This window comes from Sphingomonas sp. 67-41 (genome assembly GCF_001899725.1).
GTDB lineage: Bacteria > Pseudomonadota > Alphaproteobacteria > Sphingomonadales > Sphingomonadaceae > Sphingomonas > Sphingomonas leidyi.
In genome coordinates this window covers 833,690-848,092 of sequence record NZ_MKWJ01000022.1, presented here as the reverse complement: position 1 = coordinate 848,092, position 14,403 = coordinate 833,690, and the positions used below count along the sequence as shown (strand labels likewise).

The 14,403-nt window shown below is 67.5% G+C and carries 11 protein-coding genes; 2 read left to right on the top strand and 9 right to left on the bottom strand.

Annotated features, from left to right (window positions below):
• Positions 1 to 33: 33 nt before the first annotated feature.
• Genes BGP17_RS15075 through BGP17_RS15065 form a run of 3 tightly spaced genes read right to left on the bottom strand, consistent with a single transcriptional unit; the run spans position 34 to position 3,959 of the window.
• Positions 34 to 792 (bottom strand): HvfC/BufC N-terminal domain-containing protein, encoded by a 759-nt coding sequence (locus BGP17_RS15075; RefSeq protein ID WP_286712541.1) that lies wholly within the window; start codon positions 790 to 792, stop codon positions 34 to 36.
• Complete coding sequence (bufB, locus tag BGP17_RS15070) at positions 782 to 1,633, bottom strand: MNIO family bufferin maturase (protein WP_167299777.1); 852 nt, start codon at positions 1,631 to 1,633, stop codon at positions 782 to 784. The genes BGP17_RS15075 and bufB overlap by 11 nt, the downstream gene beginning before the upstream one ends.
• A 13-nt stretch (positions 1,634 to 1,646) precedes the next feature.
• Entirely contained in the window at positions 1,647 to 3,959 is a 2,313-nt protein-coding gene (locus BGP17_RS15065; protein WP_286712540.1) for a ferritin-like domain-containing protein, read from the bottom strand.
• Positions 3,960 to 4,169: 210 nt separating this feature from the next.
• Between BGP17_RS15065 and BGP17_RS15060 the strand changes: the two genes are divergently transcribed.
• Both BGP17_RS15060 and BGP17_RS15055 read left to right on the top strand, forming a co-directional pair.
• Complete coding sequence (locus BGP17_RS15060) at positions 4,170 to 4,913, top strand: CPBP family intramembrane glutamic endopeptidase (protein ID WP_286712539.1); 744 nt, start codon at positions 4,170 to 4,172, stop codon at positions 4,911 to 4,913.
• A 54-nt stretch (positions 4,914 to 4,967) separates the two neighbouring features.
• The gene (locus BGP17_RS15055; RefSeq protein ID WP_286712538.1) at positions 4,968 to 6,827 is read left to right on the top strand and encodes a CocE/NonD family hydrolase; all 1,860 of its coding nucleotides are present in this window, start codon (positions 4,968 to 4,970) and stop codon (positions 6,825 to 6,827) included.
• A 61-nt stretch (positions 6,828 to 6,888) separates the two neighbouring features.
• Here BGP17_RS15055 and BGP17_RS15050 read toward each other — a convergent pair whose 3' ends face one another.
• From BGP17_RS15050 to BGP17_RS15025, 6 genes are all read right to left on the bottom strand, one after another.
• Complete coding sequence (locus BGP17_RS15050) at positions 6,889 to 7,539, bottom strand: FABP family protein (protein ID WP_167299781.1); 651 nt, start codon at positions 7,537 to 7,539, stop codon at positions 6,889 to 6,891.
• Positions 7,539 to 8,312 carry an ABC transporter permease gene (locus tag BGP17_RS15045; RefSeq protein ID WP_167299782.1) on the bottom strand — a complete coding sequence of 258 codons (774 nt, stop codon included), beginning with the start codon at positions 8,310 to 8,312 and terminating at the stop codon, positions 7,539 to 7,541. The genes BGP17_RS15050 and BGP17_RS15045 overlap by 1 nt, the downstream gene beginning before the upstream one ends.
• The gene (locus BGP17_RS15040) at positions 8,309 to 9,259 is read right to left on the bottom strand and encodes an ABC transporter ATP-binding protein (protein WP_167299783.1); all 951 of its coding nucleotides are present in this window, start codon (positions 9,257 to 9,259) and stop codon (positions 8,309 to 8,311) included. The genes BGP17_RS15045 and BGP17_RS15040 overlap by 4 nt, the downstream gene beginning before the upstream one ends.
• A gap of 121 nt (positions 9,260 to 9,380) precedes the next feature.
• Positions 9,381 to 10,163, bottom strand: coding sequence for a DsbA family protein (locus BGP17_RS15035; protein ID WP_167299784.1), 783 nt, complete (start codon positions 10,161 to 10,163; stop codon positions 9,381 to 9,383).
• A gap of 5 nt (positions 10,164 to 10,168) precedes the next feature.
• Positions 10,169 to 11,527, bottom strand: a complete 1,359-nt coding sequence (locus BGP17_RS15030; protein ID WP_286712537.1) for a M48 family metalloprotease — start codon at positions 11,525 to 11,527, stop codon at positions 10,169 to 10,171.
• 137 nt (positions 11,528 to 11,664) lie between these two features.
• Positions 11,665 to 14,289 carry an Rne/Rng family ribonuclease gene (locus tag BGP17_RS15025; RefSeq protein WP_286712536.1) on the bottom strand — a complete coding sequence of 875 codons (2,625 nt, stop codon included), beginning with the start codon at positions 14,287 to 14,289 and terminating at the stop codon, positions 11,665 to 11,667.
• Positions 14,290 to 14,403: the final 114 nt, after the last annotated feature.

The following is a 14,403-nucleotide window of genomic DNA, read 5'->3' as shown; positions in this document are numbered from 1 at the left end:
CTCGTTCGCTTCGCAAGCGAGGATTTCGAGAGTTCACCCCGGCGCCGCCAGCCCGTGCGCCGTCGCGAAGGGCAGCCAGAGCGAGATGCGCGCGTCGTCCGGCAGCGGCACCGCGCGCGCCGGATCGTCCGGAAGCACGGCCAGCCAGTCATATTGCCAGGGTTCGAGCGGCAGGCAGGCGATCCGATACTGCGCGCGGACGACCGCGAGCAGCATCGGCTCCGGACGCGGGGGGATCGGCTCGCCCGTGGCCAGCATCTCGCCGAAGTCGAAGGGCAGCGCCAGCAGCCGGGCGCTGTCCGGCCGATACCAGCGCCGAGTCGCGGCCAGCGCGAGCAACTCGGCCAGCACCGGATCCATGCCCGGCCAGGCCGGGGCGTCGCGTTCGATTCCACGGGCGCGATGGACTTCGGCCTTGGTCCGCTCGATGCGCGCCAATGCGGCGGGAATGGCGCCGACATCCTGCGCTCCGCCCGCCGGCCGCGACGCCTCGAGCCACGCCGGGAAGCCGGCGCCGAAATCGTAGAGCGTATAGCTGCGCGAGGGCCGCGCGGCGACATAGCCCTGGGCGAACAGGCCGAAGACAGTCGGCCCGGCCAGCGCGGCGAGCAGGGGATATTCGCGCTCCAGGCACTCGATCAGCCGCTGGCGATAGCCGCGCGCATAGATCTGGACCCGCTCCTCGGCAGTCAGCCGGTTATCGCCATGGACATGCGCGCGCGCGCCGCGATCCGAGGCGGCGAGGATCGCCTCCTGCATCCAGTCCTGCAGCGCGGCGAGCTCAGGCGGCAAGCGACAGCCCCTCGCGCACCCGCCGCGCCTTGGCGAGCTCGGCGGCGACCACGTCGAATTCGGGGATGCCGGCATCCCATTCGACCATCGTGGCGACCGGCCCGCAGCGCTCCCAGACCCAGGCATAGAGCGGCCACACCGCATCGGGCACCGGCGCGTCGTGCGTGTCGATCAGGTGCGTGCCATGGTCGCTCGGCCCGGCGAGATGGACCTGCACGACATGCGCCGCCGGGATCCCCTCGAGATAGGCGATCGGATCCTGCGCATGGTTGAAGCTCGATACATGGACGTTGTTGACGTCGAGCAGCAGCCCGCAGCCGGTCGCCTCGCACAATCGGGCGAGGAACTCCGCCTCGGGCATCTGGCTGGCGCGGAACTCGAGATAGGTGCTGGGATTCTCGACGATCAGCGGCCGGCCCAGGAAATCCTGCACCTGGTGAACCCGGTCCGCGACATGCGCCAGCGCCGCTTCGGTGAGCGGCATCGGCAGCAGGTCGTGGCTGTTCACGCCCTGCACCCCGGTCCAGCACAGATGGTCCGAGATCCAGAGCGGCCGGAAGCGCTCGGCCAGCGCGCGCAGCTTGCCGAGATAGGCCATGTCGAGCGGCGCGGTGCTGCCGATCGAGAGCGACACGCCGTGGAGCACCACCGGCCGGTGCGCCGCGACATGCTCGAACACGCGCATGCCATAGCCGGCATTGTCGAGCAGATTCTCGGTGATCGCCTCGAACCAGTCGACGCCCCAGGATTCCGGGGGCGTCGACATCAGGTGCGGGAAATGCTCCTCGCGCAGACCCAGCCCGTCGCCGGGATTGGGCAGGCCGAGCCGGGGCAGCGTCATTGCCATCCTTCTCCTAGGTCGAAGGCGGATAGGCCAGGCGCAGATCGTTCGGCGCCTGCTGGACCAGGCCCGGCACCGGTTTGTCGGGATCGCCATTGACCTTGTAGGCGACGACCTTGGCAAAGGCCTGGAAGGCGATGTCCTCCACCTTGTCGCCTTCCTTGAAGTCGATCGTGGCGATCTTCTTCGAGGAAGGCGCGCCGCAGCCCGAGGGGGTAGGCGACGGCGAAGGCGACGGGGTGCCACACAGATTCTTGTCCGCCTTGGCCTGCGGGGCCCCGCAGCCCGAGGGCGACGGCGTCGGCTTGGGCGTGCCGCAGAGCACCGGCTTGGAGCTGCCGACCAGCGCCCAGACCTCCATCGTGCCCGCCTTGGGATAGAGCTGGAGCGCGGAGATCGGCACTGCGCAGCCGCCGAAGCCGCCGCAGATATTGTCGCTCGGCGCAGTGTACATCGGGCCGCTCGGCGTGGGTGTGGGAGAAGGCGTGGGCGTGCCGCACAGCCCGCCATAGGCACGCATGGTCACCGCCGAGCAGCCGCCGCCCTTCACCGTGGTGGGCGTGCCGCAGCCGCCCCCCGCGACCGGGTTGGCCTTGGGTGCGTTCGAGGTCTTGGAGGCGGCGGCGCCGCAGCCGCTGCTCGCCCCGCCGCAGCTGCCGCTGCCGCTGGTGAGCTGGACGAAGCCGCAGCCGCCCTGGCCCTTGCACAGGTTCGAGCCGCGGCAGGTGTGATAGATCGAAGTCTGGGCGCAGGCGTTGGTGCCCCATTTGCCCCCGACTTCCGCCACGTCGAGCCCCTGGCAGGCATGGTTGACGATGCGCGAATCCGGCTCGCCGACGCCGACCGAGAGGTCCGGCGTCCTCCCGAATACCGCCCAGGCGGTCGACATGCGGTCGCCCGATCCCGCCATCGACGGGAAGGGGAAGGACACGGTGGCGCCGGCCGGGTTCCAATAGCTGTCGAGCACGGTGGTGACGCCCTTGATCGCACCGCACACCGCCTGGCTCATCTTCTGGAAGCTGGCCACGCTGCCCGCGCCGTTCTTCAGGCTGTTGAGCGCATGGGCGATCTGCTCCGGCGTGGCCAGGCCGTAGGGATTGTCCTTCGGGTCATAGCCTTCGGTGGTCAGGTCCGCCGCGGTCCATTTGCCGATCCTGGGCGACTGATCCCAGGTCTCGAGCCCGCCGCTGCCGCGAATGTCCTCGATCTGGCGGAAACGGGTGTAATGGTCGATGCCGTCATTGTCGGCGCGCGCCGCGGCGTCGGACGAGGGGATCAGCTTGCCGGTCTGCGAATAGCTCGGATAGTCCGAGGCGAGCGCGTCGCGGTCCGGGCAGTAATGCGGGCTGACCGCGCCCTGGACGAGCTTGGCGGCATCGTCCTTCAGCCGCTGGCCCTTGTCGTCATAGCGCGCGCCCAGCGTGGCGCCTTCGCCCTGGTCGGTGATCGCGTTCATCATGTTCAGCGCCTGGCGGAGCGCGATCTCGGGATCGGTGAGCGCGATCGTGGTCTCGAAGCCCATGAACTCGCGCATCGGGTGGCCGGGGAAGCTGAAATTGTTGAACAGGTCGTTCTGCTGGCCCGAGGCGTCCATCACATGATCCCAGAGCCGCGACCCGTCCTCATAGGTGATCAGCAGATAGTCGCGATAGCATTGGTACATATAGCCGATCGAGCCGAACATGATGTGCGCGTCGAGCTCCGCCACGGTCGCGTACTTGAACGGGACCTTGGGGAAATATCGGTCCTGGTTGCGGACGATGTCCTTCTCGGCCGTCTCCTGCGGCTGCTCGATGGCGAGGAACAGCTTGATCCGCTCCTCGTCGAGCGGGCCGACATTGACCTTCACGTCCTTGAACCGGTTGGTGTCGGTCAGGTCGACGACGCCGGGGATCCTGGTCAGCTTCGGGCCGTAGCAGGTCCAGCCATGATCGCCGCTCTGCAGCGCGGTGGCGGTGAAGCTCGGCACGGCGCCGATCGACGTGGCGAGATTGGCCGCCATCTGGAGATGCAGCATCTCCTGGATGAACACCGAGAAGACGATGTTGAACGCCTTCTTGTTGCCCCAGCCCTTCTTGCCGGGCTTGTGCTCGAAGGTCGCGCTCGTCTTGGCGCCCGGCCATTGCCGCCCCTTGTAGAAGCTGTTCCCCTGGCTCGTGATGGGGTGCATGCCAGTGATCGAATAGAGCGAGGTCATGTAGAGCGGGATGGTGAACAGCTCGACATTGACCGCCGCCTGCGCGATCCAGCGCACCACCAGCGTGTCGGTCTCCAGGAATTTGAGAGGGCGCGCCGACAGCTCGCCGGCCTTGTGCGTCAGATGCATGGCAATTTCCCCCAAGCTTCGCACATATCTGCGATGACATTGGGTTCCACCAACGCAATTGGGACGTCAATCGACGAAAGAACCAATATAGTTGCATGCGATATTTGTCGTGGCTGACGGTCAATTTACGCTTTTCTTGAACCGCCTCCTCACCCTTGCCTCGCGCCGTGCCGCCGCTATTCCGCTGGACGGTCACAAGGGGGGCAGGACATGCATGCGCTCGTTGCGCCGGCGCTGTTGATCGCATCGCTGGCCGCGCTCGCCCGGTTCCAGCGCAGCGACGTCCGCAGCTTCCGGCGTTTCCGCGCGATCGAGGACACGCAGCGGCGCCAGCGCACCTTCCTGCGCTGGGCCCGCAACGCCTGCGCCATGTATCTGGGCGTGCCGCTGCTCGGGCTGGCGCTGCTCGGGCGGGTGGAGGCGCTGTGGCGCTTCCCCGGCGAGTTCGCCCCGCTGACCCCGGCAATGCCCGACTTTCGCATCGACAGCCCGCTGGTCCTCGGGCTCATGGTCGGGGCATTGCTCGGCGGGGGAGCGTTGGGCGCGCTGCTGCAGCGCCGGCGGCGCGAACCCGTCAAGCCCGTGCCCGGGCTGGACATCACCGCGATGCTGCCGCGCAACCGGGCCGAGTTGCTCCGCGTCGTGCCGCTGACCATCAATGCCGGGATCAGCGAGGAGATATTCTTCCGCCTCTATTTGCCGCTCCTGATCGTCCTGAGCGGCGGCGCCCCGGCATTCGCCTTCATCGCCTCGACGCTGATCTTCGGACTGCTCCACCGCTATCAGGGGTGGCTGGGCATGGCGGTGACGGCGCTGCTCGCCGCATTCTTCGCCGCGCTCTATCTGGGCACCGGCGGACTGGCGGCGCCGATCTTCGTGCACTTGCTGATCGACTTCAACGCGCTGGTTCTGCGCCCCGCCATCGCCCTCCGGTTTCGCCGCAGCGCCGATTGACACCGGCAACACACCGGTTACGCCCTCTCAATTCCGGTTCCGATGGAGGTGTGCATGCGGTTGGTCAGTCTCTTCGCCCTGGCGGTCGCCGCCGCGCCGGTCGCCGCGCTGCCCGCGCGCCAGGCCGCCCCGGCCGCCCCTGCCCAGGCCGAGGGTTCGCCCTTCGTGATGGAGGAGGCGATGATCCCGATGCGCGACGGAGTGAAGCTCCACACGGTGATCCTGCGGCCCCGCGACCAGAAGGGCCCGCTGCCGATCCTGTTCGGCCGCACGCCCTATGGCGCCTCGGCGCGTGCCCCGCAGAACGTGCCGGCCAACTGGGCGGCGCTGGCGCGCGACGGCTATATCTTCGTCTCGCAGGACATGCGCGGCCGCTTCCAGTCCGAAGGCGGCCCCTTCACCCTCTCCACCGAGATCAAGACCGGCAAGAACGCCGTCGACGAATCCACCGACGCCTATGATTCGGTCGACTGGCTGGTGAAGAACGTGAAGCCGAACAACGGCAAGGTCGGCATGTGGGGGGTCTCCTATCCCGGCTTCACCGCCGCGGTCGCGCTCGCCCGTCCGCATCCGGCGCTCAAGGCGGTGAGCCCGCAGGCCGCCTGGACCGACTATTGGAAGAATGACGACCTGCACCGCTGGGGCGCGATGCGGCTCACCTATGCCAGCGACTGGGTGAACAGCCTCCAGGCCGACAAGACCAATGCCGGCATCGACCTGTACGATCGCTACGACACCTATGAATGGTTCCTCAAGGCCGGCTCGCCGGCGGACATCGAGGAGAAGTATTTCAAGGGCCGGGTGCCGCGCTACCGCGAGATGATCGAGCATCCCGACTATGACGAATTCTGGAAGAAGCAAGTCTGGTCGGACACGCTGAAGCGCACCACCGTGCCGACGCTCAACGTCGCCGGCTATTGGGACCAGGAGGATCCCTGGGGCAGCTGGCAGATCTTCTACAAGCAGCGCGAGAACGATCCGGACAAGCTCTCGCTGATGGTCGCCGGTCCGTGGAACCATGGCAGCTGGCGCTCGCCGGGCAATGCGCTAGGCCGTATCCCCTTCGGCGTCGACAGCGGCACCCAGTTCATGGAGCAGGTCGAGGCGCCCTTCTTCGCCTATTGGCTGCACGGCAAGGGCACCAAGCCCGACTTTGCGCTGAAGAGCTTCCAGTCGGGCAGCTGGCAATGGAAGACCTATGCCCAATGGCCGCTCGCCAATGCGGCACGCCGGAGCCTGTTCCTCCATGCCGATGGCAGCGTCTCGTTCCAGGCACCGGCCGCAGGCGAAGGGTGCCGCGAATATATCTCCGATCCGGCCAATCCGGTGCCCTTCCGCCCGCGCCCGATGTCGGCCACCTATGCGACGCCGGACTGGCGCTGGTGGGAGACCGAGGATCAGCGCTTCGTCGAATATCGGCCGGACGTGCTGAGCTATGTCAGCGCCCCGCTCGACGGCGACCTGACGGTGACCGGCGCGATCACCGCCAGCCTGATGGCCGCGACCAGCGGGACCGACAGCGACTTCGTGGTCAAGCTGATCGACGTCTTCCCCGAGGACTATGAGAAGCCGCCGACGGCGCTCGGCGCCTATGCCAAGGGGCTGAGCGGCTATCAGCTGCCGATCGCGATGGAAGTCCGCCGCGGCCGCTATCTCCAGTCGTTCGAGAAGGCGACGCCGCTGGTCCCCAACCAGGTGACCGACTGGTCGATCCCGCTGCGCGACCACGACCATGTCTTCAAGAAGGGCCACCGGATCATGGTGCAGGTCCAGTCGAGCTGGTTCCCCATGATCGACCGCAACCCGCAGACCTTCGTGCCGAACATCTACAAGGCCAGGCCGGGCGATTACCAGAAGGCGACGCAGAAGGTGTGCGCCGGCTCGGCGATCATGCTGCCGGTGGTGGGGAGCTAGGCCCTCCGATCGATCCGGCCCGCTCCCCGGCAAGGGCCGGGGAGCGGCAAGAAGAGGGCAGCTATCCCTGCCCCTTCGCCGCCAGAATCTGCACCCATGGGTTCGGCCGCGCCTCGCCCACCCGGTGCAGCGTGTTGCGGTCGTGATGGTCGAAGCTGCCCTGGCCCTTCACCGCGAGCGTGGTGTGGATGTCGTAGCGCCAGCCGCCATCGTCATCGAAGACGATGTCGATCGTATAGGCATCGGTGCGGAAGGCATATTCGAGGAAGTCGGTCGAGCAGATGCCGTAATTGGTCTGCCCGCGCGTCGCCTCCACCCGGATCGCCTTGTCGCCGGGCGCGCCCTTGCCGGCGGCGAGCAGCACCTGGCCGCGCGGGATCGCCAGCGTCTGCAGGATCAGCCCGGTCGCCGGCTCCCACAGCCAATAGCCCACCTGGTCGTGGAAGGTGATGTCCTCTTCCGCGGTGGTGATGTGGATGTGGTAGCGCAGGCCGTAGAAGAGCTGCGGCCCGTTCGCCTGGGGGTCGATCGGCACGAACTCGATCCGCTCGATGAATTCGCGCTGCTCGGGCCCGTCGGCCTTGGGGTTGATGTCGATGCCCTTCCTGCCCTCCCAGCGGCCGGCCAGGCGCGCCAGGGGGCCGAGATTGGCCAGCGTGTGCGGATCGACGTCCTCGGGCTCGGTGAAGATATCGAGCGGGAAGGGATTCATCAGTTCTTGAGCCTGTAGCCGGTGCGGAAGATCGTCACGATAAGGCCAAGGCACAGCGCGAGGAAAGCCGCGACGAAGCCCAGGCTCCAGCGCACGTCGATATCGCCGACATCGCCGAAAAAGGCCCAGCGGAAGCCGCTGATCAGATAGGCGACCGGATTGAACAGGCTCACCGTGCGCCACGGCTCGGGCAGGAAGCTCAGCGGATAGAAGCTGCCGCCGAGGAAAGTGAGCGGCGTCAGGATCAGCGCGGGCACCAGGTTGAGCTGCTCGAAGCCCTTGGCCCAGATGCCGATGATGAAGCCGAACATGCTGAAGCTGATCGAGGTGAGCAGCAGGAAGGCCAGCATCGCCAGCGGATGATCGACCCGCAGCGGCACGAACAGGCCCGAGGTCAGCAGGATGATCAGCCCGATCACCACCGATTTGGTCGCCGCCGCGCCGACGAAGCCGATCACCAGCTCCACTGCCGAGATCGGCGCCGAGAGCAACTCGAACACCGTGCCGGTGAACTTGGGAAAATAGATGCCGATCGAGGCATTGGCGACGCTCTGGGTAAGCAGCGACAGCATGATCAGCCCCGGCACGATGAAGCTGCCATAGGGCACGCCTTCGATCGACGGGATCCGGCTCCCCATGCCGCTGCCGAACACGATGAAATAGAGCGAAGTGGTGATCACCGGCGTCGCGATCGACTGCCAGAGCGTGCGCAGCGTGCGCGCCATCTCGAACTTGTAGATCGCCCAGATGCCGTGGAAGTTTACGAAGTTCACGCCACACCCCCCTCGTTCGACGCTTCCCGATGCTCGACCAGCCCGACGAAAATGTCCTCAAGGCTCGACTTGGACGTGTCGAGATCCTTGAACGCGATGCCCATCTCGCCGAGCTTGCGCAGCAGCGAGGGGATGCCGGTGCGCTCCGCCTGGGCATCGAAGGTGTAGCGCAGGCGATGGCCCTCGTCCTCGAGGCTGAGGTGCCATTCCTCGAGCCCCGCCGGGATCGCGGCCATCGGCTCCACCAGCGACAGGTCGAGCTCGCGCTTGCCGAGCTTCTTCATCAGCGCGGCCTTGTCCTCGACCAGCAGCAGCCTGCCCTTGTCGATCACGCCCACCCGGTCGGCCATCTCCTCGGCCTCCTCGATATAGTGGGTGGTGAGGATGATCGTGGTGCCGCGCTCGCGCAGCTTGCCGATCATCTTCCACATGTCGCGCCGGAGCGACACGTCGACGCCCGCGGTGGGCTCGTCGAGGAACAGGATGTCGGGCTCGTGGGAAAGCGCCTTGGCGATCATCACCCGGCGCTTCATGCCGCCCGACAGCTCCATGATCTTGGCACCCCGCTTGTCCCAGAGCGACAGGTCCTTGAGCACCTGGTCGCAATAGGCCTGGTCCGGCGCCTTGCCGAACAGGCCGCGCGAGAAGCGCAGCGCCGATCCGACGGTGGAGAACATGTCGACCGCGATCTCCTGCGGGACCAGCCCGATCCTCGAGCGGGCGGCGCGCGGCTCATGGACCGCGTCGTGCCCGTCGACCAGGATGGTGCCGGTGCTCGGCGTCACGATGCCGCAGATGATGGAGATGAGCGTGGTCTTGCCCGCTCCATTGGGCCCGAGCAGCGCGAAGATCTCGCCGCGCCTGATCTCGAGATCGACATGATCGAGCGCCCTGTGGCCCGAGCCATAGGTCTTGCTCACGCCATTTATGGAAAGAATGGAAGTCATCGTGCCCCCGGCCGGGAAAGGACCCGCTAAGTAGGCGCGGCAACGCGGCGCGGCAACCGGTCGGTACAAAAATCGGGAAACTTGAGTCCTCCCCCAGCTTGCCGGGGGAGGATCTGGATCGTCACTTCTTCCGCGCCTCGGCCACGGCGGCGGCGAGCCCGTCATAGTCGCGCATGCCGTAGAGCAGCTTGCCGCCGATCACCCAGCTCGGCGTGCCGGTCATCGCCAGCTTCCGGCCGAACTTGTGGTTGGCGATGATCTCGTCCTCCACTGCCTTCGAGGCTATCGCCTGCTTCGCCTGCGCCAGGTCGAGCCCGGCTTTCTGCGCCGCAGCTTCGATGTTGCCCGCGCTCGGCCCGTCGGTCGCGAACAGCGCATCGTGGAAGGCGCGGAACCTGTCCTGCTCGGCCGCCGCCAGCGCCCAGCGCGCCGCGACGAGGCTGTCCGGCCCCAGCACCGGATATTCGCGATAGACGACCCGCACGTTCGGATCGCGCTTCAGCAGCTCCGCGATCGCGGGCAGGCTCGCGCGGCAATAGCCGCAGGCATAGTCCATGAACGCGACCAGGGTGACGTCGCCCTTCGGATTGCCCGCCCAGGCGCCGGCATAGGGCGACTGCAATCTGGGCAGCTCGCCCGGCAGCGCCTTGCTGGCCACGGCCTCCGCTTCGGCCTGGACCTTCTCGGCCCTGGCGCTCTGCTTCTGGTTGTAGCGCTCGACCGATTCGAGCAGCACTTCGGGATGGGCGAGCAGATAGTCGTGCACCACCCGCTCCACCGCGCCGCGCTGGCCCATGCCGGGGACCAGCGCCTGGATGCCCGCGAAGATGCCCGCGCCGAGCAGCGCGCACAGCATGAATGCGCCGGCCAGCGCCAGCGGCGACCGCAGAAGCCGTTCGATCATTGCCCCTATCGGTCCTTCTTCTTTTTCCTGATTTCGTCCCAGGCGGTCTGCGAGACCATGTTGATGTCCTGTGCGCGCACCCAGTCGGGCGAGCCTTGCGGGAGCCCGGCCATGGCGGCGCGCGAACTCATCAGCGCGGTACCGACATCCCCCATCAGATGCGCCCGCTCGGCCGTGGCGAGCGCGGTGCGCGGCTCGTCGCCCTTGCGGTCGTAGACGGTGCCCAGGTTCATCCAGGCAAAGGGATTGTCGTTGTCGCGCGCGACCGCCTGCTTGAGCACGCGCTCGGCCTCGGCAAGGTTCGCCTTGTCCTCGGTCGCGAGCAGCGCATGGCCGAACGTGCTGGCGATCAGCGGCTGGTTGCCGGAGAGCGCAGTCGCCTCGCGCAGCGGCTCCAGCGCTTCGGTCGGCTTGCCCGATTCGAGCAGGATCTGCCCTTCGAGCTCCAGGAAATAGGGGTCCTTGGGCGCCACCTTCACCAACGCCGTCGTCTCCGCCGCCGCCTGCTCGGGATAGCCCGATTTGTGATAGGCATAGGCGCGCGCATAATGCGCATAGACCGACTGGTCCCTCGGCGGATATTTGGCGAGCGTGTCCTTGGCCTCGTTGACATAGCCGCGCAGCTTGGCCTGGACGCGCTTGAAGCGAGTCTCGAGATCCCGGTCGAGCGGCTTCTGCCAGCTCGGCGCGTTCATCAGGTCCGCCTTGAGCGTCTCGACGCGATCCTGCGACATCGGGTGGGTCTGGGCGAACGGATCGACTTCGGGATTGGTGGTGTAATAGCCGTAGCGGTGCATCTGGGCCGTGAGCTTGTCGAAGAAGCTCAGCATGCCGCGGCCACTGATCCCGGCGCTGTTGAGGAACTTGGCGCCGGCCGCATCGGCCGAGCTTTCCTGGATGCGGCTGAAGGAAAGATATTTGCCGATCGCCGCACGCTGGCCGGCGGCGAGGACGCCCATCCCCGCCTCGCCGCTGCCCGCCGCCATCGCCGCCACGCCGAGCAGCAGGCTGAGGATCGAGATGCTGGTATAGCCGCCATCGCGCTGGAACACCGCATGGCCGCCGACGATATGGCCGATCTCGTGCGCGATCACGCCCTGCACTTCATTGGCGGTGTCGGCGGCGTCGAGCAGGCCCGAATGGACATAGACGATCTGCCCCCCCGCGACGAAGGCGTTGATCGAACTGTCGTTGATCAGCACCACCTTGGCATTGGCGGGCGAGAGGCCGGCCGCGACGAACAGCGGCCTGGCCATGTCGTTGAGCAGCGCCTCGGTCTCGGCATCGCGCAGGATCGACTGGGCGGCGGCGGGCTGGATCCAGAGCAGCAAGGCAGCCGAGAACAGGGCGAGGATGCGCTTCATGGCCGTCCGTATCCTCCGATTTCCGACTGCGATCAATGGCATTGGCCGTGCGTGCGCACCGATGAACCGCGCGTGAAGCCACGAAAAAGGGGCGCCGGCCCATCGGACCGGCGCCCCCTTTCCCTCGCGTCCTGGAATCAGGCGCCGAAGGTGCGCTGCCACCAGCCGCGACGCGGGGTGCCGTCCTCGTTGTCGCCTTCTTCGCCTTCACCGGCTTCGACCGGGGCGGTGTCCTGCGCGACCGGAACTTCGATCGCGGGCGCGGTTTCGACCTCGACCGCTTCCGCCTTCTTCCGGCGGGTGCGCTTCGGCTTGGCCGGCGCCTCTTCCGCCACCGGCTCGGGCGTCGGCGCGACCGGAGCTTCGACTGCAGGCGCGGCTTCGGCCTCGACCGCTTCCGCCTTCTTCCGGCGGGTGTGCTTCGGCTTGGCCGGGGCTTCCTCCGCTACCGGCTCGGGCGTCGGCGCGACCGGAGCTTCGACTGCAGGCGCGCCTTCGGCCTCGACCGCTTCCGCCTTCTTCCGGCGGGTGCGCTTCGGCTTGGCCGGAGCTTCCTCCGCAGCCGGTTCCGGCGCCGCCTCGGCCACTTCCGCGACGTCGCTCACCGGTGCCTCGGCCGCATCGTCACCGGCTTCCTCGCCATTCTCGACCCGATCGCCGCGGCGCCCGCCACGACGGCCGCGACGACGGCGCTTGCGGCCGTCGTGGCGCGCCTCGCCCTCGGCGACGGGCGCTTCCTCGCCGTCTTCGCCTTCGCCGGCGTCGCCAGCCTCGGCTTCGCCCTCGCCTTCGGTTTCACCCTCGGCGCCCTCGCCTTGCTCCTCGCGACGGCCACGGCCACGGCCACGGCGCCGGCGCCGGCGCTTGCCGCGCCCTTCGCCTTCGTCGCGCTCGCCGCGACGGTCGCCCTCGGCCTCCGCTTCGAGCTCTTCCTCTTCCTCGTCGAGCTCCTCGACGTAATCCTCGTCCTCCGGCTCCTCGACCAGCTTCTCGAACCTCGGGGCATGCGCCGGCGGCGGGCCCGAGGCCTCGACCGACATGCGCGCACCCTCGAGCTCGCCGTCCGACAGGATCTCGACGGTCACGCCGTAGCGATCCTCGATCTCGGCGATGTCGGCGCGCTTCTTGTTGAGCACGTAGAAGGCGGCTTCCTGGCTCGCGCGCAGCGTGATCAGCGAGCCGCGGCCGCGCGCGGCCTCGTCCTCGATCAGGCGCAGCGCGGACAAGCCCGCCGACGAAGCGGTGCGGACCAGGCCGGTGCCCTCGCAATGCGGGCACTGCACGGTCGACGCCTCGAGCACGCCGGTGCGCAGGCGCTGGCGGCTCATCTCCATCAGGCCGAACGCCGAGATGCGGCCGACCTGGATGCGGGCGCGATCGTTCTTCAGCGCCTCCTTCATCGCCTTCTCGACCTTGCGGACGTTCGACGAGTGATCCATGTCGATGAAGTCGATCACGACCAGGCCGGCCATGTCGCGCAGGCGCAGCTGGCGAGCGATCTCGTGCGCGGCCTCGAGGTTGGTCGCGGTCGCGGTCTGCTCGATATTGTGCTCGCGGGTGGAGCGGCCCGAGTTGATGTCGATCGAGACCAGCGCCTCGGTCGGGTTGATCACCAGATAGCCGCCGCTCTTCAGCTGGACGACGGGATTGTACATCGCCGAAAGCTGGTCCTCGACGCCGGCGCGCTGGAACAGCGGCACCGCATCGGCATATTGCTTCACCTTCTTGGCGTGGCTCGGCATCAGGAGCTTCATGAAGTCCTTGGCCTGGCGATAGCCGTCCTCGCCCTCGACGATCACTTCGTCGATGTCGCGATTATAGATGTCGCGGATCGCGCGCTTGAGCAGATCCGAATCGCCATAGACCAGCGCCGGCGCGGTCGACTTGAGCGTATTCTCGCGGATCCCGTCCCACAGCCGGGCGAGATAGTCGAAGTCGCGCTTGATCTCGACCTTGGTGCGCTGGAGGCCCGCGGTGCGGACGATGCAGCCCATGGTCGGCGGCAGCTTGAGGTCCGCCATGATGCCCTTGAGGCGCTTGCGGTCCGCCGCCGACGAGATCTTGCGCGAGATGCCGCCGCCATGCGCGGTGTTCGGCATCAGCACGCAGTAGCGGCCGGCGAGCGACAGATAGGTGGTGAGGGCAGCGCCCTTGTTGCCGCGCTCTTCCTTGACGACCTGGACCAGCAGCACCTGGCGGCGGCGGATCACGTCCTGGATCTTGTAGCGGCGGCGCAGGTTCATGCGGCGCTGGCGCAGCGCCTCCGCCGGGCTGTCCTCGCCGCCGCCCTTGCCGCGGCGCTTGCGCGAACGGCCGCCCTCGCGGGCTTCCTCGCCCGCCTCGGCATCGGCCTCGTCCTCGCCTTCCTCGTCGTCGTGCGGACGCTCGAGCACTTCCACGCCACCTTCGTCATGGTCGTGGTCGTGATCCTCGTCGCCATCCTCCTCGGCGCGCAGCGCGGCTTCCTCGGCGGCGTGCTCGGCCTCTTCGCGGAGCAGCGCTTCGCGATCCTCCTTGGGGATCTGGTAATAGTCGGGATGGATTTCGCTGAAGGCCAGGAAGCCGTGGCGATTGCCGCCATAGTCGACGAACGCCGCCTGGAGCGACGGTTCGACGCGTGTCACCTTGGCCAGATAGATATTGCCCTTGAGCTGCTTGCGCTCGGCGGACTCGAAATCAAACTCCTCGATTCGGCTTCCCTTGACGACCGCCACGCGGGTTTCCTCCCGGTGGCGTGCGTCGATCAGCATACGCATGGTCATTTATTGTTCTCCGGGCGCGCCGGCCCCAGCCCTCTGGATTGGTGTTGCGGAGGGCTCGCGCAGGCGCGCGATATGCAAAGCGGCCCTGGCCGGCGGATTCGCCGGCTGCGGTCT